Source organism: Williamsia sp. R60, from assembly GCF_054063855.1.
Genome location: NZ_JBSSGR010000002.1, coordinates 1,282,419 through 1,305,712, shown reverse-complemented (window position 1 = coordinate 1,305,712; position 23,294 = coordinate 1,282,419). Strand labels below are relative to the sequence as shown.

Below are 23,294 nucleotides of genomic sequence, written 5' to 3'. Positions count from 1 at the left end.
ATCATCGATTGCCCACGATCTGCGATTTGCTCATCATCTGCGGTCTCTGACCGATCCGTCTCTCGTGCGCCTCCAGCAGCTCATCGCGCCACCGGCCGTCGAGCGCCGCCGTTGCTGCGGTGCGCGCCAGCGCGATTGCCCCATCGACCACTGCCTGGTCGGCTGAGGCCGACGCCGCCGCGGCGGCGAACTCCACCTCGTGGGTCCGGGCCCCATCGCTGTCGATACCGATCAGCGGGTGAATCGACGGCAGCATGTGACTGATGTTGCCCATGTCCGTACTACCCAGTGGCCGAACGCCTTCGACGGAAGGAGGCAGCACCTCACGACCGAGATCGGTGATCGCGTCGCGGTACGCGCCGAGCAGGCGCGGGTCGTGCCTCAGTTCGAGATAGATCGGCGACACGGTGGTCACCTCATGGGTACATCCGGTGGCGATGGCCCCGGCTGCGAAGCAACCTTCGGCGCGCTCGGCCAGATCCAACAACGATGCTTCGTCTCGCGCACGCAGGTAGTAGAGCAACTCACTGTGTCCGGCAACGATGTTCGGGGCGCTGCCCCCGACACTGATCATGCCGTGCAGCTGCTGTCCACGACGCAGGTGCTGACGCAGCAGCCCCAAGGACACCTGAGCGATCGTGGCCGCATCCGCAGCGTTGCGTCCACGCTCGGGCGCGGCGGAGGCATGCGACTCGACGCCCGTGTAGCGAATCGCCAGATCCGCCAATGCCAATGAGCTGCAAGCGACTTCGTCGGCAGTCCCGGGATGGACCATCAAAGCCATTGCCACCGAGTCGAAAACACCGGCCTCGGCCATGGCGATCTTGCCGCCACCGGTCTCCTCGGCGGGAGTACCGAGTACAAGCACGGTGATGCCGAGCTCGTCCGCGATCTCGGCGAGGCCGCGCGCGGCTCCCACCGCAGCGGCCGCGATCACGTTGTGACCGCAGGCATGGCCGATTCCGGGCAGCGCGTCGTACTCGGCACACAGTCCGACAACGAGGTCCCCTGAGCCGTAGGTGGCCGTGAAAGCTGTGGGCAGATCGGCCACACCGACCTCGACGATGAAGCCGTGATCGTCGAGCAGATCGGTGATCTTGGACACGCTGCGATGCTCGGCGAACGCCAACTCGGGCTCGGCGTGAAGTGAATGGGACAACTCGACGAGGTCGCCGGCGACCGCGCGCACCGCACGGTCAGCTCGTTTCTCGATCTCCGCCATCAGGCCATTCTCTCACCCCTGGCCACCGCGGTCCGAACGGAGTTAGCCAATCAACGATGCCGGGGTGGGGCGCTCGAGGTCGGTCAACAGTGGCGCACGAAGACCCTGCTTGATCACGGCGAGTGTGGGCCCGGCCACGGCGGCACGTCCGGCCGCGACACCCGATGCCTCCGTGAGCAGGTCGTCGATGGCAGCGGCCTGTTCGACGATGCCTGAATCGACGGCCTCGAGGGCGCCGTACCGACGTCCCGTGGTCATCGCCTCGATGGCTGTCGCGTCGGGCAGGCGGGTCCGCAGCAGCGACGCCATGCCCGTGGTGAACGGCATCCCGAGAAGCACCTCGGGTAGCGACCAAAACCCCCGTTCGGTGCGCATGACACGGTGGTCGGCGCACAGTGCGAGCATCGCGCCGGCCCCGAACGCGTGACCGTTGATGGCTGCGACCGTGGGCAGCGGGAAAGTGAGCACTCGTACGTAGAGAGCGTGCACTCGGTCGAGGTACGCGGGGAGTTTGTCGGCGTTGGCGCCGATGTAGTCCACGTCCAGTCCGTTCGAGAAGAACTTGCCGGCACCGGTGATGACCAGTGCGCCGGGGGTCGAGGTGGGCACCTCGTCGAGCAGGTTGTTGACGGTGTCCAGCCAGTCCATGGTGAACCGGATCTCGGGATTGGCCTCGCTGGCCTCGGTCTCGCCGGCGCCCAGGTGAAGGGTGTGCACGACGTCGGCGGTGGTCACATACGGCATGCGGTGACCATATCGCCTTAGGGTTGAGCCCATGGCAATCGACGGCGCAGACGTGGACCCCTCGACCGATCCCAGGGCAAGTGCTCAGACCGCGGCTGCTGCCATCGCGCAGCAGAGCAGCCTCGACAACCACGACGTGGCGGTGGTCCTCGGCTCGGGGTGGGCGCCTGCGGCCGACGCGCTCGGTGCGGCCGAGACCAGCATCCCGATGGCGACGCTGCCCGGTTTCACCCCTCCCAGCGCTGAAGGTCATTCGGGCACCGTCCATTCGTTGCACATCGGCGACAAATCGGTTCTGGTGTTGCTCGGCAGAACACACGCGTACGAGGGCCATCCCCTCGCGAATGTCGTACATGCCGTCCGGACAGCTGCGGCTGCCGGCGTCCGAACCCTTGTGCTCACCAACGCCGCCGGTGGACTGCGCTCCGACATGACCGTCGGTCAACCCGTTCTGATCAGCGATCACCTCAACCTCACCGGCCGCTCGCCGCTGGTCGGCGCGCAGTTCGTGGATCTGGTCAACGCCTATTCGCCGCGGCTCCGCGGGATCGCGCAATCCGTCGATCCCTCTCTCGCCGAGGGTGTTTACGCAGGGCTTCCCGGGCCGCACTACGAGACACCCGCCGAGATCAACATGCTGCGGGTCATCGGTGCAGATCTTGTCGGGATGTCCACCGTTCACGAGACCATCGCGGCCCGAGCGGAAAAGCTCGAGATACTCGGCATTTCCCTGGTCACCAATCTCGCTGCGGGCATCACCGGCGAGCCCCTCGACCACGAGGAAGTACTCGAGGTCGGCCGCGCATCGGCGACGCGGATGGGCCACCTCCTGGCCCAGGTGATCGAGAAGATCTGATCATTGGATGAGCCACCTCGACAAGGTGCAGGCCTGGATCGACGCGGACCCGGACCCGGCCACCCGCCGCGAACTGCAGACCCTCGACTCCAATTCGATTGCCGAGCGCTTCTCGGACACATTGCATTTCGGCACCGCAGGACTGCGCGGCCCGGTTCGCGCGGGACCGATGGGGATGAATGTCGCAGTGGTCACGAAGGCGACAGCAGGCGTCGGGCAGTGGCTCATCGACCATGGCCATCACGGCGCCGCGGTTGTGGTCGGCCGCGACGCCCGGCACGGATCTGAGCCGTTCTTCCACGCGACAACCGAAGTGCTTGCCGCACAGGGTTTTGATGTCGTTGCGCTCCCCGATCCCGGCCCGACACCCCTGGTCGCCTTCGCCGTTCGCGATCTCGGTGCGGCTGCAGGGATCCAGATCACCGCATCACACAACCCACCCGCCGACAACGGCTACAAGGTGTACCTCGACGGTGGCGCCCAACTGGTCCCGCCCGCCGACAACGAGATCGAGCAGCTCATCGGTCACACCGGCGCCGCAATCTCGATCGCCCGTATCCCGGTGGACCCGGACTCCCGCGCCGACGCGAACATCGAGAGGTACCTGGCACGCCTCGGGTCGCGCTTCGGCACGCGACGCAGCGATCTCAAGGTCGCGCTGACCGCCATGCACGGTGTGGGTGGCGAACTCGCGGTCGAAGCCCTGCGTCGGGCCGGTTTCACGAATGTTGTTGTGGTGCCCGAACAACAACACCCCGACCCCGACTTCCCTACTGCGACCTTCCCCAACCCGGAAGAACCCGGAGCTGCGGATCTCCTGCTGGACCTCGCCAGTGACATCGACGCCGACCTGGCCATCGCTCTCGATCCGGACGCTGATCGCTGCGCGGTCGGGGCCCTGGTCGAGGGCTCGTGGCGGATGTTGACCGGCGATGAAACGGGCGCGCTCCTCGGCGCCGACATCCTCGCTTCCCGCAACACCGTGGCCGGAACCGGGAGCAGCCCGCTGGTTGCCAGCACGATCGTCTCCGGCAGCTTGCTGAGCAAGATCGCCGCGGCCGCAGGTGCACGCCATGCGACCACCCTCACAGGCTTCAAATGGCTGGTCCGCGCAGGCGAGGGACTCGTGTACGCCTACGAAGAAGCCATCGGCCACTGTGTGGACCCGGACGCCGTCCGGGACAAGGACGGCATCAGCGCCGCAGTGGCACTCTGCGTACTGGCAGACGATCTCGCCCGGTCCAGCCGAACACTCGCCCAGCGCCTTGACGAGCTGTTCGAACTCCACGGCGTCCACACGACCGGTCAGTATTCGCTGCGGGTCGACGACCTCGATCGGATCGCAGAGATCATGCGGTCGCTTCGGCACGATCCGCCTTCTGAGCTCGCGGGGGTTGTCGTTGCGATGGAGGATTTTCTCTCGAGACCGCCATCGCAATCAACAGACGCAGTGCAGTTCACCGGCACCACCGACACCGGAACGATCCGGGTGATCGCACGGCCGTCGGGTACCGAACCGAAGCTGAAGTTCTATCTCGAGGTGACCGAATCTCCCGGACGGCCGCTGGGCGATGCGCACGCGGCTGCCCAGCGACGATTGGCGCAGCTGACCGACGAGGTGTCGGCATTGACCAACGTCGGCCAGCGGTAGGGTGAGCACGTGAGCGGCAACTTCTACCCGACTCCCCCGCCGAGATCACCGTGGGCTTCTCCTCTGGTCATCGGCGCTGTCGTGGCGGGCGTCTTGGTCCTGGCGCTCGCGGTAGTCCTGGGTTTCCTCTTCATCCCCGCGGACGAAAAGTCCTCGGCGTCCGACAGCAGCACCACGGCGCCGCCCCCGACCACAACGCAGCAGGTGTCGACGAAAACCGAAACGGTGACCGCGACGACGCCTCCGACCACCACACCACCGACGATCTCGACGCCGCGGGCCACGCCCACGGTGCCGGGCACCGACTGGCAAGGTTTCGTCAGCGGGCCCCGCTGCAACGCGGCCGGCGATCCGGCGGTGATGATCGGCCAGACCGCGCGGTCGAATGTTGTTGTCTGCCAAGTCGGTACCCAGGTCGGCCGCTACTACTACAAGGGCCTCGCGGACGGCCAGAGCACCGAGCTGCAATTCCCCACCCGGTCGGGTGATCAATTCGTCGCCGTCAATGTCGACACCACTTACGAGATGACGCCCGCAGCCCTGACCATCTCGACCAACGGTTCGGTGGTCGCTGCCGAGCCGATGATCTACTACTGGACCAATTGATCTCGTGGCCGGTCCCAGCTCTCGTGAGGTGCTTCACGCCGCACACATCGATGTGGTGCGCGGCGGGCGATTCCTCCTGCGCGACATCACCTTCACCGTCCACGCCGGAGAACATTGGGCACTGCTCGGACCCAACGGCGCCGGTAAGTCGACGCTGCTGAACATTCTCGGAGCATTCGGTCACCCGACCCGTGGCACGGTGGACGTGCTCGGTCGCCGCCTCGGCCGGGTGGACATGCGCGAATTGCGCACGCACATCGGGCACGTGGACCCGCGGCACCGATTGGATCTGCCGTTGTCCGCTCACGACGTGGTGCTCACCGGCCTCACCAACACACCCGAACTCGATCACAGGCGTACGTATACCGCCGACGAGAACAAACATGCCGACGAGCTTCTCGACCTGCTGGGGATGTCGGACCGCCGAAAGTCGGTGTGGACGCTGATGAGCCAGGGCGAACGGGGCCGGACACTCATCGCGCGAGCTCTGATGGCACGCCCCTCACTGCTGTTGCTCGACGAGCCGGCAACCGGACTCGATCTCGCCGCCCGGGAACAACTGCTCGGGAGCATCGATCAACTGCGCCGCGAAGTCGTCGATCTCGCCAGCGTTCTGGTGACCCACCACCTCGAGGATCTGCCCACCAGCACCAGCCATGCCCTGCTTTTGCGCGACGGCCTCACGGTGGCATGCGGCGAGGTCGACGACGCCCTCACGACCGACACCATCAGCACCTGCTTCGACCATCCTGTACAGGTGCGCCGCGACGGCGGACGATGGTCCGCACGCAGTCACCCCTAGGAGAACCGGAGGAACCAACCGTGTCCGCAGCGTTCCCGCCGATCACCGGCCTCCATCACGTGAGTCTCACCGTGAGCGACGTCGACCGGAGTATCACCTGGTACCAGGATGTGTGCGGATTCCGGTTACGGCGACGCCACTCGAGCTACAACCTGAAAAAGGCCCTCCTCGCCCACGAATGCGGGATTCAAGTGGTACTCAACGGCCATGGGACCGACGCCATATCGGGTCGCTTCTCCGAGTTCCGTTGCGGTCTGGACCACCTCGCGCTCGCGGTCCCCGATTTGCGCGCACTCGAGCGCTGGCTGGCCCATCTGGACGCCGGGGGCGTCGAGCACAGCGGGATCGCCGTCGGCTCCACCGGCCACCTCATCGCTTTCCGTGACCCCGACGGCATCGCGCTCGAGTTCTACACGGTCTGACCGAACTGCCCGACCCCGCGCCGGAATGCACCGGCTCAAGCTCCGGTCAGCGTGGCCCGAACTGGCGGTCCCCGGCGTCGCCGAGCCCGGGTGTGATGTATGCGGCAGCGTTGAGCCCGTCATCGACTGCTGCGGTGACCAGACGCACCGGATAGCCCGATTTCTCCAGCGCCTCAACACCTTCCGGCGCGGCGACGACGCACACCGCAGTGATGTCGGTGGCCTTGCGCTGCACCAGCAGTTCGATCGTGTGCAGCATCGACCCTCCCGTGGCAAGCATCGGGTCGAGCACGAAAACAGGTTGGCCGGTCAGATCGTCCGGCAGCGACTCGAGGTACGGAACCGGCTGGTGCGTCTCTTCGTTGCGGGCGATCCCGACGAACCCCACGTTCGCTTCCGGCACCATCGCATGCGCCTGTTCCACCATCCCGAGGCCGGCACGCAGAACGGGAACCAACAGCGGCGGCGCTGCAAGACGCACCCCCGTGGTGGTGGTCACCGGCGTCGTGACCGGCACCTCCGCGACCGGCGCTCCCACCAGCGCCTCGTAGATCAGCATCTGGGTGAGGTCGGCAAGCGCGCCACGAAAGGCGGCGTTGTCGGTGCGCTCGTCGCGCAACGTGGTGAGCCTTGCGGCGGCCAATGGATGATCAACAGCTCGGATCTGCATTGACCAACCATACGAGGGAACCGCCGCGCCCGGCGATCGCGTCGAATGCCCATGAGTCAGGTCTCCGTTGATCCCGCCGCCCTCCGAACCGCTTCGCTCGGCACCCGCGCCGTCGGCGAGGACATCGCCACCCAGGCCTTGGCCGGCCGCGCCGACGCGGCACTGCTCGCTCCGGTGTTCGGCATCATCGGAGCCGAGTTCGCGGCCGCGGCCGCGATGATCACCGACCGGCACTGCCGCGAGATCGAACAGCTCGCGGCCAGGGTCCGGACACTCGGTGATGGCCTGCGCGGCGCGCAGGTCGCCTACGCCGACACCGACGACAACAGCGCGGCGCAGATCGTGGCGATCTGATGATCCCCATCGAGCTCCTGCTCGCCCCGCTGAACGCCCTGATCACGGCGATGGGAACCGGCGTGCTGCCCGCGGGCGCTCCTGCGGCGCAACTTCGTTCCACCGCAGCGGTTCTCGACGACGCCAGGGCCACGCAGCATCGATTGAACAGCGAGCTGGCACCACAGTGGTCGGGCGCCGGTGGCTCCCAGGCCCTCGCCACACTCGACCAGGCGGTCCGGGACACCGCGCACCATTGCGACAACAGTACCGACATCGCCGAAGTGATCGAGTCGGCAGCCGACAAGGTGCGCCTGGCCTCCGTCGAACTCCAGTCGATCCTCGACTCCTTTGTCACCATCGCCTCGGCCATGGGACCGTCACTCTTCACCCCCGCCGGTGTGGCTGCGGTCATTCCGGTCGCGATGACGCACATTCAACGGGGCATCGCCGTGCTCGAGAAGACCCGAGCCGCATTGGCCGACGACACCCAACGCTTGATGGCCATCGGCCGTACCCCTGCGGGCTCAGCGATGGTCGACACCCAATTTGCGCGAGTCGGCGACGAACTCGGAAATCTCACCGACGCAGCGTTTGGGCCGGTGCAGGCTGCTGCCCCAGTCACATCTTCAGACGCGGCCGGAGGAGCTCAGACGCTGCCGGCCGGATTGTCTGCAACCAACCCCGGTGGCACCGGCGTCGCCATCACCTTGCCCGACGGGTCGGTGGCCTACGCACCGAACGAACGAGCCGCAACAGCGGTACGGGCAGCACTGAGCCAGCAGGGCGTGCCCTATGTCTGGGGCGGCACCACACCCGGGCAGGGTCTGGACTGCAGCGGTCTGACCCAATGGGCCTACCGGGAGGCCGGAGTCGAATTGCCCAGGCTTGCCCAGGAACAGGACACAGCCGGCATCGCGGTCGCACAGTCCGATCTCCAGCCGGGTGATCTCGCCGTGTGGTCGGGACACGTCGCCATGTATGTGGGCAACGGCCAGCTGGTGGAAGCCGGTGACCCGGTCAGTGTGTCCCCGCTGCGTACGACCAACATGGGTCAGACCTTCGAAGGGTTCTACCGACCGCAATGACTCGAGCGACACCACCGGCGATCCGGCACCGTCACGATCCGGCCATGCCCGATGTAGCCGACGTTCAGGATCGGTGACTAGGCTCTGTGGCCATGGCCGGAGACATCGTCCCAATCGAACTCGGAATCACCGAGGGCAACGCATTCACCCTGTGGGCCCCACGCTGGCGTGAGGGTGACGATGAGTGGGAGGCATTCCTCGGTCTCGACGAGGATCTGTACGGCTTCGCGTCCGTGGCAGAACTGGTGGCCTTCATCCGTTCGGGCGACGACAACGATCTCGTGGAACACCCCGCGTGGAACACCGTTGTCGGACTCAAGGCCGACGAACTCGAACCGGCCGAGGACAAATCCTTTGATCTGATCGCCGTTCCCGAGCTCGCCTCTGAAGACCCCACACCCGAGGTCATCGCCAAACTCGAGGACGTACTCGAGATCGTCCGGATCATCGGCGAGGTCTGCGAACTGACCCCGATCACCAAGTTCTTCAACGGCAACCCGATCCTCGGTGCCGTCACCACCGGCACCCGCAACTTCCAGGGCCGTGACGGTGAAGAACTGTGGGGGCGCATCGGAACACTCATCGACAAGCGCTGGGACGACGTGGTCGATGCCATCGACGAGGTGATCACCAGCCCCGAGGTCGACGCTGACCTGGTGTCGGTGGCCGAGGCAGAGATCCTCGCCGCCGCCAGTGCCGAAGACGAAGACGAGCCCGACGAAGACATCGAGTTGATCGACGGCGAATCGGACGACACAGATTCCGACGAAGATGACGATGACCTCGACGACGATGAAGATGATGATGACGACGAGATCGACGAGGACGATTTCTGGGCGTCGGTCGGCATCGATCCCATTCAGATCATCACCGCCGACGGCGAGTTCTTCACGCTGCGTTGTTATCTCGACGACGACCCGGTCTTCTTGGGGACGCGCGGCAAGATCTTCGCCTTCCCCTCGCACCGGGCACTGGAGCGATTCCTCGCCGACGACAACGAACACGATCTCTCCGTGGTCAGCACCTTCGAGGAGATCCAGGTCGCCGCAACCGACGGTTCGCTGGAGATCGAGGTGTACGAGGACAACGTCTACGTGCTGCCCGGCCTCACCGAGGACATCGCGGACGGTCCCCGCCGCATCGACCGTCGCCAGCTGGAGTTGGCGGTCGAACTGTTCACCGACGCAGCCGATTTCGCCGACGACGATTCGGTCGCGGAAGCGCTGGGTTCCACGACACCGCTGGGCTGGTTCGTCAACTATGCGCTCAACCCCGACCCGAAGCGCTTGGCCCCGAGCCCGCCCTTCGACAACGAGTCAGAGGCGTGGCGGGCGCTGGAGCACGAGTTCGAGACCCGGCTCGACAAGAAACGCGGTTAGCCGGCCGACGGGTCGGCCCGCTGGACGGCGGTAAAGGCCCGCTCGACGGTGATAACGGCCCGGTCGACGGCGGTATCGGCCCGATCGGCGGCAGTAAAGGCCCGCTCGAGGGCGTTCAGCCGATGAGCACCGCGTACCCCGGCTTGATGACGTCGTCGATGATGGCGAGTCGTTCGTCGAAGTGGATGAACGCCGACTTCATCGCGTTCACCGTGAACCGTTCGAGGTCGGCCCAGCCGTAGTCGAACTGGTCGACGAGCACCTTGCACTCCCGGCTCATGGTGGTGTCACTCATCAGCCGGTTGTCGGTGTTCACCGTCACCCGGAACCGCAGTCGGGCCAGCACGTTGAACGGATGGGTCACCAGACTCTCGACGGCACCGGTCTGCACGTTGCTGCTCGGACACAGTTCGAGCGGAATCCGCTTGTCGCGCACGTAGTTCGCCACATCGCCCAGCTGGGCGTCGGGGAATGCGCCTGCCGCGAGATCGGTGCCGGCCGGCAGGACGATGTCCTCGATCACCCGGACCCCATGCCCAAGGCGATCGGCACCGCAGAAGCTGATCGCCTCGTGGATCGACGGCAATCCGAACGCCTCACCGGCATGGATGGTGAAGGGTGCGTTGTTCGCCCGCATGTACTCGAACGCATCGAGATGTCTGCTCGGTGGGTAACCGGCCTCGGCGCCCGCGATGTCGAAGCCCGCGACGCCGCGGTGGCGGAATCGCACTGCCAATTCGGCGATCTCCCTCGACCGAGCGGCGTGCCGCATCGCGGTCACCAAAGTGCGCACCTGGATCTTCCGGCCCCGGTCTGCCGCGTGTGCGGTGCCGTCGGCGAATCCTCGCAGGACGGCCTCGACAACCTCGTCGAGGGTCAGGCCGGCTTCCAGATGCTGCTCGGGGGCGAAGCGGACCTCCGCGTACACCACCCCGTCGTCGGCGAGGTCTTCGGCGCATTCACGGGCCACCCGCTCCAGAGCGGCCGCCGTCTGCATCACCGCGACGGTGTGTGTGAACGTCTCGAGGTATCGCACCAAGGATCCGCTGTCGGCGGCGTCGCGGAACCACGACGCCAGGCCGGGGACGTCCTCAGCGGGAAGATCCTCGTACCCCACATCGCGAGCCAACTCCAGCACGGTTCCCGGGCGCAGTCCGCCGTCGAGATGGTCGTGCAAGAGCACCTTCGGCGCGAGGGAGATCGTCGGCAAGTCCAGCGGCGCGGGTGTCATGTGTCGACGGTAACCCGATCGATCACCCGCGACCGGGCTTGCGGCGCTGTCGAACCGATCACGGCGGCCCCGGCCAGTGCCGCCGACCCGGCAGCAAAACGTTGCGGCGTTCCGGTGTACATGGTGAACAGCGGGTCGCCCACGGCCACGCGGTCGCCGGCACTCACATGCAGCTTCACCCCGGCCTCCGCCTGGACTGCTTCGCCCTGTCGTTCTCGGCCCGCACCCAGTCGCCATGCGGCCACGCCGACAGCCATGGCATCGATCGTTTCGACCACTCCGGCGGTCTGTGCGCGGATGACCTCAAACTCGGCGGCCACGGGCAGCGGCGCGCGGGGGTCGCCGCCCTGGGCCCGGATCATCGCGTCCCAGACGTCCATCGCCTTGCCGTTCGACAGGTTGTCCGCCGGATCCACCCCGGTGATCCCCGCGGCGTCGAGCATGGCGGCCGCCAACGCCACGGTGAGTTCGACGACGTCGGGCGGTCCACCACCGGCAAGTACGTCCACGGATTCGGCGACCTCCAGCGCGTTCCCTGCCGTGAGCCCCAGAGGCTCCGACATCGAGGTCAGCAGGGCCGAGGTGTGCACACCTGCTTGGTTACCCAGCTCCACCATGATCTCGGCCAGCTCGCGTGCATCGGCCTCGGACTTCATGAAGGCGCCGGAGCCGACCTTGACGTCCAGTACCAGCGCGCCGGTTCCCTCGGCGATCTTCTTGCTCATGATCGAACTCGCGATGAGCGGAATCGATTCGACCGTCCCCGTGACGTCGCGCAGTGCATAGAGCTTCTTGTCGGCAGGAGCGAGAGTCGCACCCGCGGCGCAGATCACGGCGCCGACGGACTCGAGCTGCGCGACGATCTCGTCGTTTGTCAGGTCCGCTCGCCAGCCGGCGATGGCCTCGAGCTTGTCCAACGTGCCACCGGTGTGCCCCAGCCCGCGGCCGGACAGTTGCGGCACCGCGACGCCGAAGGACGCGACGAGCGGCGCCAGCGGCAACGTGATCTTGTCCCCCACCCCACCTGTCGAGTGCTTGTCGACGGTCTTCAGCTTCTTGCCGTCGCGCCGGAGATGGGTGAAGTCCATCCGTTCTCCGGAGTTCATCATGGCCGCCGTCCAACGGGCGATCTCCCGGCGGTTCATGCCGCGCAACAGAATCGCCATCGCGAGCGCCGACATCTGCTCCGCGTGCACCGACCCGTGGGTGAACGCATCGATCACCCAGTCGATCTGTCCGTCGGTCAATGCGTGACCGTCTCGTTTGGTGGCGATCACCGTGACCGCGTCATGGATCTCAGGCACCACCGACCTCCTTGTTCCCGTCAGCGCCATCGGCCACTCCGCCATCAACCACTCCGCCATCGACCACTCGGCCGGCCTCGAGATCGGCGGGCCCGAACGAGTCCGGCAGCAGAACGCCCAACGGCTTGGGCCCGTCGCGGTGATCGATCAGCATCGTGTCCCCGCCGTGTTCGAGCAACACTTGTCGACAGCGCCCACAAGGCATCAGGATCTGGCCCCGGCTGTCGGTGCAACTGAGCGCCACGAGGCGCCCACCACCGGAAACGTGGAGGTTTCCGGCCAGCGTGCACTCGGCGCAAAGCCCCAAACCATATGAGACATTTTCCACATTGCAACCGGTAACAATTCGCCCGTCGTCGACTAAGGCGGCCGCGCCCACCGGGTACCGCGAGTAGGGGACGTAGGCACCCTTCATTACCTCTATTGCTCTGTCCCGCAATAGATTCCAATCGATACTGGCCGACATTTCGCAGCCTTTCGCTCGCGACGGACAGCGCGGACGCATCCGCGCCTGAGATGTGAAGAATGGTAAGGCAACCCTAATTCGAGATGCCTTGGGGCTCTTGTCGACTCGGGGAGGATTCCACCCTCGTTCAGCTTAGGTTTAAGGTTTGTTTTGTGGGTCCACGATCGAGCTGCCGGAACCGCGCTCGACGCGTCCACCAACGATGTTGGAGGCCAATTTCTCGATGAGCATTCCTACAGAGACCGCGCCCGCCCCGGTGCGCAAACGTTCCCTGTATCGGGGTGACCCAGGCATGTGGTCCTGGGTGCTGCACCGGATCACCGGTGTCTCGATCTTCTTTTTCCTCTTTGTACACGTGCTCGATACGGCAGTGATCCGGATCGACCCCGACAAGTACTCCGAGATCATCGAGACGTACAAGAACCCGATCGTCGGCCTGATGGAAATCGGCCTCGTGGCGTGTGTGCTCTACCACGCTCTCAACGGTGTTCGCATCATCCTCATCGACTTCTGGTCGAAGGGTCCCAAGTACCAGCGTCAGATGCTGTGGATCATCTTGGGCTTGTTCGTCATCCTGTTCGGCGCGGCGACGGTCCGGTTGCTGCAGCTCATCGTGGAACACATCTAGGGAGGCCGGACGATGACCACATCACAAACCCCCCGGATAGCCAAGACGTACGGCACCGACCACGACCGGCCGGCCAGTCTGGACAACCCGCGCTCACCGCGCCGCCCCAAGGGCGGCAACTTCGAGAAGAACGCATGGCTCTTCATGCGTTTCTCCGGTCTCGCGCTGATCATCCTGACCATCGGCCACATGTTCATCATGCTGGCCTGGGACGACGGTGTTCACCGGATCGACGCCTCGTTCGTCGCGGCGCGTTGGAAAGAACCGTTCTGGCAGGTCTGGGACATCTCGATGCTGTGGCTGGCCCAGCTACACGGTGGCAACGGTGTCCGCACGGTGATCGCGGACTACTCGCGTAAAGACTCGACACGTTTCTGGCTGAACGTCCTGCTGGTGCTGTCGATGATCCTGGTGCTGCTCACGGGCACGTACGCCCTGCTCACCTTTGACATCACAAGCGTGGGCTGACCCCGATCCGCCTTTCGGCCACGACCGCATGCCTCCGGCGAGCACCCACCGGCCGCATCCGGTGACACTGATGAGAGAGAAGCCATAGATGCAGGAACACCGTTACGACGTGGTGATCGTCGGCGCCGGCGGCGCCGGAATGCGCGCGGCCATCGAAGCCGCGCCGCGCGCCCGAACAGCCGTGCTGACCAAGCTCTACCCCACCCGTAGCCATACCGGCGCGGCCCAGGGTGGCATGTGCGCCGCGCTCGCCAACGTCGAGGAAGACAACTGGGAGTGGCACACGTTCGACACCGTCAAGGGCGGCGACTACCTCGCCGACCAGGACGCGGTCGAGATCATGGCGAAAGAGGCCATCGACGCCGTGCTCGACCTCGAGAAGATGGGTCTGCCGTTCAACCGGACCCCCGAGGGCAAGATCGACCAGCGTCGATTCGGTGGGCACACCCGCGACCACGGCAAGAGCCCGGTCCGCCGGGCCTGCTACGCGGCCGACCGCACCGGCCACATGATCTTGCAGACGCTGTACCAGAACTGCGTCAAGCAGGACGTCGAGTTCTTCAACGAGTTCTACGCGCTCGACATCTGCCTCACCGAGAACGACAAGGGCGAGAAGGTTGCCACCGGTGTGGTCGCCTACGAGCTGGCCACCGGCGAGATCCACGTCTTCCACGCGAAGTCGATCGTCTTCGCGACCGGCGGCTCGGGACGTATGTACAAGACCACGTCCAATGCGCACACCCTCACCGGTGACGGCATGGGCATCGTCTTCCGCAAGGGTCTGCCGCTGGAAGACATGGAGTTCCACCAGTTCCACCCGACAGGTCTCGCCGGGCTGGGCATCCTGATCTCCGAGGCCGTACGCGGAGAGGGCGGCATCCTCCGCAACGTGGACGGTGAGCGGTTCATGGAGCGCTACGCCCCCACCATCAAGGACCTCGCTCCCCGCGACATCGTCGCCCGCTCCATGGTTCTGGAGGTTCTCGAAGGCCGCGGCGCCGGACCGAACAAGGATTACGTCTACATCGACGTGACCCACCTCGGCGAGGAAGTCCTCAACGAGAAACTGCCCGACATCACCGAGTTCGCCCGCACGTATCTCGGCGTCGATCCGGTCACCGAGTACGTCCCCGTGTTCCCCACCTGTCACTACGTCATGGGCGGCATCCCCACCAAGATCAACGGCGAGGTGCTAGCGAACAACGACGAGGTCGTGCACGGGCTGTACGCCGCCGGCGAGTGCGCGTGCGTCTCGGTCCACGGTGCGAACCGCCTCGGTACGAACTCGCTGCTCGACATCAACGTCTTCGGTCGTCGCGCCGGCATCGCTGCGGCCGAGTACGCGCAGAACACCGAGTTCCACGAGATGCCCGAGGAGCCGACCAAGATGGTCGACGGCTGGCTCGAGACCATTCTCTCCGAGCACGGACACGAGCGGGTTGCCGACATCCGTACCGAACTGCAGGCCTCGATGGACGCGAACGCCTCGGTGTTCCGTACCGAAGAGACGCTGAAGCAGGCGCTCACCGACATCCACGGATTCAAGGAGCGCTACAACCACATTCGTGTTCACGACAAGGGCAAGCGCTTCAACAGCGACCTGCTCGAGGCGATCGAACTCGGCTTCCTCCTGGAGATGGCCGAGGTCACCGTCGTGGGCGCGCTGAACCGGAAGGAATCGCGCGGCGGTCACGCCCGCGAGGACTACCCCGATCGTGACGACACCAACTACATGCGGCACACGATGGCGTACAAGAAGGGCGACACCCTTCTCTCCGACATCGAGTTGGACTACAAGCCAGTGGTCCAGACCCGTTACGAGCCGATGGAGCGGAAGTACTGATGACCGTAACCACTGATGTCGCCGCCGGCGAAGCACCCGACGGCCCCGCACTCCCCCCGGTCCCCGATGAGGCGACCATGGTCACCCTGAAGATCCGCCGGTTCAACCCGGAAGATCCGGACGCACAGGGCTTCGAGAGCTTCCGCGTGCCTGCTCTGCAGACCGACCGCCTGCTCAACCTGCTCCTGTACGTGAAGGGCTACCTCGACGGCACCCTGACGTTCCGCCGCTCGTGCGCTCACGGCGTCTGCGGTTCGGACGCCATGCGGATCAACGGCGTGAACCGGCTGGCCTGCAAGCTGCTGATGAAGGACATGCTCCCCAAGGACAAGTCCAAGGAGATCACCATCACGGTGGAGCCGATTCGCGGCCTACCGGTGGAAAAGGACCTGGTGGTCGACATGGAGCCGTTCTTCGACGCGTTCCGCGCCGTGAAGCCGTTCCTGATGACCAGCGGCAACGAGCCGACCCGTGAGCGCATCCAGAGCCAGACCGATCGCGCCCGGTTCGACGACACCACCAAGTGCATTCTGTGTGCATGCTGCACCACCAGTTGCCCGGTGTACTGGAGCGAGGGCAGCTACTTCGGCCCCGCAGCCATCGTCAACGCTCACCGCTTCATCTTCGACAGCCGCGACGAAGGTGCTGCAGAGCGTCTGGACATCCTCAACGAGGTCGACGGCGTGTGGCGTTGCCGCACCACCTTCAACTGCACCGACGCTTGCCCTCGCGGCATCCAGGTGACCCAGGCGATCCAGGAAGTCAAGCGCGCGTTGATGTTTGCCCGCTGATCTGAGCAAGTTCGCTACACACACGATGGCCGTCACCTCGAGGTGACGGCCATTGTGCTGTCCGGGGCCGGTTCAGTAGTGGTAGGTGTCCGACGGGGCTGGCATGTGGTCGGGGTCGTCGTATTCTTCGCTGAATTCGATGCCGTAGGCACGCGCGAGGTCGAGGATCTTGGTGCCGCGAGCAATGCGTGGCAGATCGGACCCGTTTCGGATCTCGCCGCCGTCACGTTCGAACTCGGCGAAGAACTCCAGCGCCCAGGCGATCTCCTCGTGCGACGGTGAGAGACCCTCGTTGACCGCAGCGCACTGGTCGGGCGTCAGGCAGATCTTTCCCGTCATCCCGAACTCGGCACTCACGGCCGTGGCCTCGCTCAGCTTGAGCGCCGACGACCCGACCGTGGGCCCGTCGATCGCACTCGGCAGGTGGGCCGCTTTCGCGGCGATGGTGAAGCGCGATCGAGCGTACGCGAGTGTGGCGGGCTGATCGCCGAAACCGGTGTCGCGCCGGAAGTCGCCGATACCGAAGGCCAGTCTGAAAGTACCCTTGGCCAAAGCGATCTCGCTGATCCGCTCCAAACCGCGGGCGGTCTCGACCAACGCGACGATCGGCACACCCGGTAGTCGTTTGGCGGTCTCGGTCACGTGGTCGACCGACTCGACCATGGCCAGCATCACGCCTCCGACTGTCACCTTGCTCAGCGCGTCGAGATCGTCGGCCCACCACTGCGTACCGAAGCCGTTGACACGTACCCAGTCGCGATTTCCGTCGCCGAGCCAGCGGACCACGTTCTCACGAGCGGCCACCTTGTCCCTCGGGGCGACAGCGTCCTCGATGTCGAGAACGACGATGTCGGCACGCGACTGGACAGCAGCCTGGAACCTCTCGTACTGCAGACCGTTCACCAGCAGCCAGCTGCGCGCCAGCACCGGGTCTATACGAAAACCGATGTCGTCGGGGTCGATGGCGGTGGCATTCTTCGGAGCGTTCACAACACACAATGGTCCTCTATCGATCCACGTCGGATTAACGGGGGCAAGGGCCTGCGCGTTGTTGCCGACCAGGAAGCCCGCGAGACGCGCAAATAGTCGAGTCCGCGGCGGGTTCATCAACTAAATCAGTCGTTGTGTTACTGATCTGGAAACAATTTCGTTGTTGTGGCGCGGTTTGACTGTCGAAACCGTACGGTAAGCATGTTCGATCCCCTCACCGTCCGGAGATACCCATGGCCATTTCGGAAGCACCCGGTACCGCCGTCTCAGACAAGGGTCTGCGCGCCGGCTCACTGGGATTGGTGGGCAACGTCGTCATCGGCCTGTCGGCCGTGGCACCCGCCTACAGCCTCGCCGCCACTCTCGGTTTTGTTGTCGCAGCAGTGCACGAAAAGGCTCCGGCCATGTTCGTGCTCGCATTCATCCCCATGTTGCTGATCGCGTTCGCCTATCGCGAGCTCGGCCAGGACACCCCCGACTGCGGCACCACGTTCACATGGGGCACCAAGGCGTTCGGGCCCTGGGTCGGCTGGATCGGTGGCTGGGGCCTGGCGGTGTCGGCGATCATCGTGCTCGCCAACGTGGCCGAGGTCGCCGGCGTCTACCTACTGCGGTTCCTCCACCTCGATTCCTGGGCCGAGAACATCTGGATCAAGGTGCTGCTGGGCAGCGCCCTGATCGTGATGATGACCTGGGTCAGCATCCGCGGCATCGTCATCAGCGAGCGGATGCAGAACGTCCTGATCACCGTTCAGTTCGGTGTCCTCATCACCGCCAGCGTGATCGCCCTCGTCAAGGTCGGGCTCGACAAGGCCGGCCCCCAGGCAATCAATCCCGAGCTCAGCTGGCTGTGGCCGAGTGGCCTGAGTTCGTCGGCGATCGCCGAAGCCGTCATCCTCTGCATCTTCATCTACTGGGGCTGGGACGCCTGCCTGGCCGTCGGCGAGGAGACCAAGGACTCCGCTAAAACACCGGGCCGGGCCGCCGTCCTCACCACGATCATCCTGGTCTGCACCTACGTCCTGGTCGCCTACGCCATCCAGTCGTTTGCCGGATTCGGCGACACCGGCATCGGCCTGAACAACGAAGAGAACGCCGACGACGTGCTGACCATCCTCGGTGACCCGGTTGCCGGCGCCGTGCTCTCGGCGCTACTGCTGCTCACCGTGTCGATATCGGCGCTGTCGTCCACACAGTCCACCATCCTGCCGACCGCCCGCGGAACGCTGTCCATGGCCGTCTACGGGGCGATCCCCAAACGCTTCGCGACCATCCATCCGCGCTACATGACACCGGCATTCGGCACAGCCGTCATGGGCGGGGCCGCGCTCGCGTTCTACCTCGTGTTGTCACTCGTCAGCGCCAATACCCTCGGCGACTCGGTGGCGTCTCTGGGCCTGGCGGTCGCGTTCTATTACGGGATCACCGCGTATGCCTGTGTCTGGTACTTCCGCAAGACACTGTTCACGTCTGTCCGGAACCTGTTCTTCCGCGGCATCTTCCCGCTTCTCGGTGCCCTTGCGATGACGTGGGCCTTCATCAAGAGCGCTGTCGACATGTACTCGATCGACTACGGGTACACCTCCGTCGGCGGCGTCGGCGGTGTGTTCGTCATGGGTGTGGGCATGTTGGTGCTCGGGATCCCACTGATGTTGCTGTGCTTCGCCTTCGGGCCGAAGGACTTCTGGAAGGGCAAGACCCTAAATGCCCGCACCGAAGTCAAGGTCCCTGATGTGTACTGAGGTCGGACAGCCGTCCGCACCCGCAGTGCCTGCTCACACCCTGACCACAACGCCTGTAACGAAAGCCGGTTCACACTCATGAGATTGACAGTGGGTTACCTCTACACCGACACCGGTGATGACGGGGTGAATCTCGCCATCGCCATCGCTCGTGCCACCGGGGCTGCGATCGACCTCGTCTGCGTGGTGCGTGAAACCGAGCCGGATGGTTCACCGGGTCGGACGAGCTACCAAGAGGCACTGGTCCGGAAAGCACAGCAGTGGCTCGACGAGGTGGTCGAGGACATCCCAGACGGCATCGATGTGAAGACGCACACCCCGGTCGCCGAATCGTTCCCCCAATGTCTCATCGAGTTCGCTCTCGAGACCAAGGCAGCGATGATCGTGGTGGGCGGCACGAGCGACGGCATCCTGGGCAAACACACCCTCGGAACCATCTCGTCGGCTCTGACCCACGCCTCACCGGTACCGGTCGCTCTGGCGCCCCGCGGATACAGCCGCGTCGACATCCCCACCATCGACACGCTGACGGTGGCCGTGCCGACTGCCGAATCGAAAGACAATCCACTCCCGTTTGCCCTCGGCCTCGCGCGGGAAGGCGGATTGAATCTCCGCCTCCTGTCGCTGGTCTCCCACGACGGCTACGCCGGTACCGACGACGGCTCATCCGAGGTTCGCGCCCGCCACGTCGCCGCGGCGCAGGCCAACCTCAGGCTCGCCGAAGAAAGTTGTGGTGGAGCCGTCGGCATCGAATCGCTTGTCGCCGACGGCGACACGGTCGAGGAAGCGCTCGATGAATTGCGCTGGGGACCGGGAGATGTCGTGGTGATCGGATCAGGACGGCTCGCTCCCCCACGCCGGGCTTTCCTGGGTTCCATGTCGGCCCGCATCCTGAGGAACACCGATGCGCCGATCATCGTCGTACCCAAGGATTTCACGCCCTGACCATCCCAAAGATGTGCTGTTTTGGCGGGCGCGACCTGCTGTTTTGTTCGCCAAAAGGGCACATCTTCGGGCTGGCAGGGCGGGTCAGGAGTCGAAGCCGAGGCCCAGCGCATCCATGGTCTTGAGCCACAGGCCCCGCCGGCCCTGATTGCGGTCGGCACGCGCGAACTCATGGCGGGTGACGGTGATCCCGAACCACCGCAGCGGCTCCGGCGGGAAGGGCAGCGGCTTTTTCTTCACCATCTTCAGCCGGGTTCGTTCGGTGTCCTTGCCGTCGACGAGGTCTAGCGCGGTGCGCGCCCCGAAGTGCGAGGCCCCGACACCGAGCCCGGTGAAACCGAGTACGGACACCACCTTGCCGCCCATACTCACATCCCAGAAGTTGCTGAACCGCGAGCAGGTGTCGATCACACCTCCCCAGGCGTGGCTGGCCTTGATCCCTTCCAGCTGCGGGAACACCTGCAACAGATGTTCGGCCAACAGGGCGAATTCCGCCGGGCGCTGGGCATGCCGGGGATCGGTGTCCGAACCGTAGTGGTAGATCGCATCCCAGCCGCCGAACAGGATGCGGTTGTCGGCGGTGAGCCGGAAATAGTGGAAACGGTTGCCCGAGTCGGCAAGTCCCTGACGGCCCGTCCAGCCGATGGCCGCGAGCTGCGCATCGGTGAGCGGTTCGGTCATGATCGCGTAGTCCCATACCGGCACCATCAGATGACCGAGCTTGCGGCGCAGCGGCTTTGATGCTGCCGTCGCCAGTATCACCTTGGCGGCATCAACCGTGCCGTAGCCCGTCTGCAGGTGCACACGATCACCCACCGAACGGAGATCGGTGACCTCGCTGTGTTCGTACACGCGGACACCGAGGCGTTCGGCTGCCGCGGCCAGACCCCAGGCGAGGCGCGCAGGATCGATCAGGACCACGTCGGGGTCGTACACCGCCCCGTGCGCCATCGGGCTCGATATGTGGCGGGCGAGCTCGTCGGCATCGAGGAACCGCAACGGCTGGTCGAGTGCTCGACCCTGGCGCGCAACCTCTTTCAGGTCGTCCACCTGCCACTGGAAATTGGCGATGTCGAGCTCACCGTTGCGCTCTGCGTCGGCGTCGATGCCAAGGCGCCGCATCGCCGCCTCGATCTCATCGAGTGTCTCCACACCCATTCGGAGCAGCTCGGGCAACTCATCGGCGTAGCGGTCCAGTCCGTTCACCAGGCCGTGGGTCAGACTGGCCGAACAGAACCCGCCGTTGCGTCCAGACGCTCCTTCGGCGATCCGCGCGCCCTCGAGCAGGATGACTGACCGCGCAGGATCTGCCTCAGCCGCCTGCACCGCTGCCCACAGACCGGTGAACCCACCGCCGACGATCACCAGGTCTGCAGTGGCCGATCCTGTCAGCCGCCCCCGGGCAATCGGGCGTTCGGGCCGGTCGAGCCAGAAGGGCGCCGGCGCCGCCTCGGCGACCACGGCCGTTCCGCGGGCGGTGGGCGAGGATGCCCACGCCGCGGACTTCTCTACTGCGGCAGGGTGAAAATTGTTCGGTGCCATGGCTTTTGCGATACTCCTGTGATGTCGCTCATCACGTGTTTGATGGTGAGGTACTCGTCCAGCGAGTAGGTGGACATGTCCTTGCCGAATCCGGACGCACCGACTCCGCCGTGCGGCATCTCGCTGATGATCGGAATGTGGTCGTTGATCCAGACGCACCCGGCCCGGATCTCGCGGGAGGCACGCTGAGCGCGGTACAGATCACGGGTCCATGCCGATGCGGCCAATCCGTACACGGTGTCGTTGGCGCGGCGCAGTGCATCGTCATCGTCGTCGAAAGCGCTGACGGTCAGTACGGGTCCGAAGACCTCGTCTCGGTACACCTCGGCATCCTCGGGTACGTCGGCGAGCAGGGTCGGCGGATAGAAGGCCCCTGGGCCCTCTGGAACGGTGCCGCCGGTGACCACCCTGATGCCACCGTCGCGGGCGCGATCCACCATCGCCGACACCTTGTCGCGATGGACAGCCGAGATGAGCGGGCCCATATCGGTCGCCGGATCGGTGGGATCACCCATCCTCACGGCGGACATCAACTCGGCCACACCGGCCACGAAGTCGTCGTATAGGGGTCGAGCCACGATGGCTCGCGTGGCGGCAGTGCAGTCCTGGCCGGAGTTGATCAACGCCCCGGCGACCGCGCCGTGGATGGCTGCCTCTAGGTCGGCGTCGTCGAACACCACCAGCGGGGCCTTGCCCCCTAGTTCCAATTGCACCCGGGTGCCGTGAACCGCTGCCTGCGCCATCACCTGACGGCCGACCCCGGTCGATCCGGTGAAGGTGACCACGTCGACGCCGGCATGTCCGGCGATGGCGGCACCCACCTCCGCGCCGGTACCGGTCAACACGTTGAACACCCCGTCGGGCAGTCCGGCCTCCGAGGCCAGACGGGCCAACGTCAACGTGGTCAGGGGCGTGAGTTCGGCGGGCTTGAGGACCACGGTGCATCCGGCGGCCAATGCAGGCATGACTTTCCAGACCGCCATCTGCAACGGATAGTTCCACGGCGTGATGGACCCGACCACACCGACGGGTTCGCGCCGGATGGATGAGGTGTGCTCACCGGAGTACTCCGCCGTCGCCTTCCCTTCCAGGTTGCGGGCCAGACCCGCAAAGAAGGTGGTGTTGTCGACACATCCGGGCACGTCGAACTCGGTGGCGAGCCGAATGGGCTTTCCGGTGTGACTGACCTCTTCGGCCGCGAGGGCGTCGCCGGCGGCCGACATGGCGGATGCGAGCTCGGCCAGCACCGCACCACGATGCGCCGGTGTCGCGGACGCCCAGTCCCGCAGCGCATCTCGCGCGACGTCCACCGCGGTGTCCACGTCCTGCGCCGTGGCGAGGGACGTGCAGGCGACAGCCTTACCGGTGGCCGGATCGATGACGTTGTGCGTGGGCCCTGCGCCGACGAGCTCGGCACCACCCACCCAGCTGGCGGCAAACGACGATGTCTTGGTCATGAAGGTCCTCGCACATGCGTGGTCGATTGGTCAGCGGTGCCTGCCACCTTACTGACCGATTGCGAATTCCGCGACCGTATTGCCTTTTGAACGACCAATTCGCCCGTTGTTGTT

Annotated in this window: 22 protein-coding genes and 1 pseudogene; 14 read left to right on the top strand and 9 right to left on the bottom strand. The window is 65.3% G+C overall.

The window, feature by feature from the left end; translation table 11 throughout:
* Position 1: 1 nt before the first annotated feature.
* Both ACVWY6_RS12985 and ACVWY6_RS12980 read right to left on the bottom strand, forming a co-directional pair.
* Positions 2-1,222: an amidohydrolase gene (locus ACVWY6_RS12985; RefSeq protein ID WP_457538437.1), complete on the bottom strand. Its 1,221-nt coding sequence runs from the start codon at positions 1,220-1,222 to the stop codon at positions 2-4.
* 42 nt (positions 1,223-1,264) lie between these two features.
* Positions 1,265-1,966 (bottom strand): enoyl-CoA hydratase/isomerase family protein, encoded by a 702-nt coding sequence (locus ACVWY6_RS12980; RefSeq protein WP_457538436.1) that lies wholly within the window; start codon positions 1,964-1,966, stop codon positions 1,265-1,267.
* A 52-nt stretch (positions 1,967-2,018) separates the two neighbouring features.
* Between ACVWY6_RS12980 and ACVWY6_RS12975 the strand changes: the two genes are divergently transcribed.
* Genes ACVWY6_RS12975 through ACVWY6_RS12955 form a run of 5 tightly spaced genes read left to right on the top strand, consistent with a single transcriptional unit; the run spans position 2,019 to position 6,303 of the window.
* Positions 2,019-2,822, top strand: a complete 804-nt coding sequence (locus ACVWY6_RS12975; RefSeq protein WP_457538620.1) for a purine-nucleoside phosphorylase — start codon at positions 2,019-2,021, stop codon at positions 2,820-2,822.
* A 7-nt stretch (positions 2,823-2,829) separates the two neighbouring features.
* The gene (locus tag ACVWY6_RS12970; protein WP_457538434.1) at positions 2,830-4,473 is read left to right on the top strand and encodes a phospho-sugar mutase; all 1,644 of its coding nucleotides are present in this window, start codon (positions 2,830-2,832) and stop codon (positions 4,471-4,473) included.
* 9 nt (positions 4,474-4,482) lie between these two features.
* Complete coding sequence (locus tag ACVWY6_RS12965; RefSeq protein ID WP_023962149.1) at positions 4,483-5,079, top strand: hypothetical protein; 597 nt, start codon at positions 4,483-4,485, stop codon at positions 5,077-5,079.
* A gap of 4 nt (positions 5,080-5,083) precedes the next feature.
* Positions 5,084-5,881, top strand: a complete 798-nt coding sequence (locus ACVWY6_RS12960; RefSeq protein ID WP_457538432.1) for an ABC transporter ATP-binding protein — start codon at positions 5,084-5,086, stop codon at positions 5,879-5,881.
* A 20-nt stretch (positions 5,882-5,901) separates the two neighbouring features.
* On the top strand, positions 5,902-6,303 hold the full coding sequence (locus ACVWY6_RS12955; protein WP_457538430.1) for a VOC family protein: 402 nt from the start codon (positions 5,902-5,904) through the stop codon (positions 6,301-6,303).
* 46 nt (positions 6,304-6,349) lie between these two features.
* Here ACVWY6_RS12955 and upp read toward each other — a convergent pair whose 3' ends face one another.
* On the bottom strand, positions 6,350-6,973 hold the full coding sequence (upp, locus tag ACVWY6_RS12950) for a uracil phosphoribosyltransferase (RefSeq protein WP_247208326.1): 624 nt from the start codon (positions 6,971-6,973) through the stop codon (positions 6,350-6,352).
* A gap of 51 nt (positions 6,974-7,024) precedes the next feature.
* Between upp and ACVWY6_RS12945 the strand changes: the two genes are divergently transcribed.
* From ACVWY6_RS12945 to ACVWY6_RS12935, 3 genes are all read left to right on the top strand, one after another.
* Positions 7,025-7,327 carry a type VII secretion target gene (locus tag ACVWY6_RS12945; protein ID WP_457538428.1) on the top strand — a complete coding sequence of 101 codons (303 nt, stop codon included), beginning with the start codon at positions 7,025-7,027 and terminating at the stop codon, positions 7,325-7,327.
* A complete protein-coding gene (locus ACVWY6_RS12940; RefSeq protein ID WP_457538426.1) occupies positions 7,327-8,394 on the top strand; it encodes a C40 family peptidase in 1,068 nt (355 codons plus the stop codon). Before ACVWY6_RS12945 ends, ACVWY6_RS12940 begins: the two co-directional genes overlap by 1 nt.
* Before the next feature lie 92 nt (positions 8,395-8,486).
* Complete coding sequence (locus ACVWY6_RS12935) at positions 8,487-9,773, top strand: primosomal protein (RefSeq protein WP_457538425.1); 1,287 nt, start codon at positions 8,487-8,489, stop codon at positions 9,771-9,773.
* Positions 9,774-9,888: 115 nt separating this feature from the next.
* Here ACVWY6_RS12935 and ACVWY6_RS12930 read toward each other — a convergent pair whose 3' ends face one another.
* From ACVWY6_RS12930 to ACVWY6_RS12920, 3 genes and pseudogenes are all read right to left on the bottom strand, one after another.
* Positions 9,889-11,004, bottom strand: coding sequence for an adenosine deaminase (locus ACVWY6_RS12930; protein ID WP_317713025.1), 1,116 nt, complete (start codon positions 11,002-11,004; stop codon positions 9,889-9,891).
* Positions 11,001-12,338, bottom strand: coding sequence for a thymidine phosphorylase (locus ACVWY6_RS12925; protein WP_457538618.1), 1,338 nt, complete (start codon positions 12,336-12,338; stop codon positions 11,001-11,003). The genes ACVWY6_RS12930 and ACVWY6_RS12925 overlap by 4 nt, the downstream gene beginning before the upstream one ends.
* Before the next feature lie 34 nt (positions 12,339-12,372).
* Positions 12,373-12,774 (bottom strand): annotated as a pseudogene (locus ACVWY6_RS12920) (cytidine deaminase); the annotation flags it as partial.
* A gap of 223 nt (positions 12,775-12,997) precedes the next feature.
* Between ACVWY6_RS12920 and sdhC the strand changes: the two are divergent.
* From sdhC to ACVWY6_RS12900, 4 genes are all read left to right on the top strand, one after another.
* The gene (gene sdhC, locus ACVWY6_RS12915; protein ID WP_038254497.1) at positions 12,998-13,402 is read left to right on the top strand and encodes a succinate dehydrogenase, cytochrome b556 subunit; all 405 of its coding nucleotides are present in this window, start codon (positions 12,998-13,000) and stop codon (positions 13,400-13,402) included.
* Positions 13,403-13,414: 12 nt separating this feature from the next.
* A complete protein-coding gene (locus ACVWY6_RS12910) occupies positions 13,415-13,870 on the top strand; it encodes a succinate dehydrogenase hydrophobic membrane anchor subunit (protein ID WP_023962128.1) in 456 nt (151 codons plus the stop codon).
* A gap of 88 nt (positions 13,871-13,958) precedes the next feature.
* Complete coding sequence (gene sdhA, locus ACVWY6_RS12905; RefSeq protein WP_023962126.1) at positions 13,959-15,713, top strand: succinate dehydrogenase flavoprotein subunit; 1,755 nt, start codon at positions 13,959-13,961, stop codon at positions 15,711-15,713.
* The gene (locus tag ACVWY6_RS12900) at positions 15,713-16,504 is read left to right on the top strand and encodes a succinate dehydrogenase iron-sulfur subunit (protein ID WP_023962124.1); all 792 of its coding nucleotides are present in this window, start codon (positions 15,713-15,715) and stop codon (positions 16,502-16,504) included. The genes sdhA and ACVWY6_RS12900 overlap by 1 nt, the downstream gene beginning before the upstream one ends.
* 72 nt (positions 16,505-16,576) lie before the next feature.
* Here ACVWY6_RS12900 and ACVWY6_RS12895 read toward each other — a convergent pair whose 3' ends face one another.
* Positions 16,577-17,494: an HpcH/HpaI aldolase/citrate lyase family protein gene (locus tag ACVWY6_RS12895; RefSeq protein WP_062800291.1), complete on the bottom strand. Its 918-nt coding sequence runs from the start codon at positions 17,492-17,494 to the stop codon at positions 16,577-16,579.
* Positions 17,495-17,727: 233 nt separating this feature from the next.
* Here ACVWY6_RS12895 and ACVWY6_RS12890 point away from each other — a divergent pair, with 233 nt between their 5' ends.
* Both ACVWY6_RS12890 and ACVWY6_RS12885 read left to right on the top strand, forming a co-directional pair.
* The gene (locus ACVWY6_RS12890) at positions 17,728-19,236 is read left to right on the top strand and encodes an APC family permease (protein ID WP_116915783.1); all 1,509 of its coding nucleotides are present in this window, start codon (positions 17,728-17,730) and stop codon (positions 19,234-19,236) included.
* Between the two features lie 78 nt (positions 19,237-19,314).
* On the top strand, positions 19,315-20,181 hold the full coding sequence (locus ACVWY6_RS12885) for a universal stress protein (protein WP_023962120.1): 867 nt from the start codon (positions 19,315-19,317) through the stop codon (positions 20,179-20,181).
* Positions 20,182-20,265: 84 nt separating this feature from the next.
* Here the strand turns inward: ACVWY6_RS12885 and ACVWY6_RS12880 are convergent, their stop codons facing one another.
* Together ACVWY6_RS12880 and ACVWY6_RS12875 are read right to left on the bottom strand one after the other, a co-directional pair.
* Positions 20,266-21,723: an NAD(P)/FAD-dependent oxidoreductase gene (locus tag ACVWY6_RS12880; RefSeq protein ID WP_457538421.1), complete on the bottom strand. Its 1,458-nt coding sequence runs from the start codon at positions 21,721-21,723 to the stop codon at positions 20,266-20,268.
* On the bottom strand, positions 21,690-23,180 hold the full coding sequence (locus ACVWY6_RS12875) for a gamma-aminobutyraldehyde dehydrogenase (RefSeq protein WP_457538419.1): 1,491 nt from the start codon (positions 23,178-23,180) through the stop codon (positions 21,690-21,692). Before ACVWY6_RS12875 ends, ACVWY6_RS12880 begins: the two co-directional genes overlap by 34 nt.
* Positions 23,181-23,294: the final 114 nt, after the last annotated feature.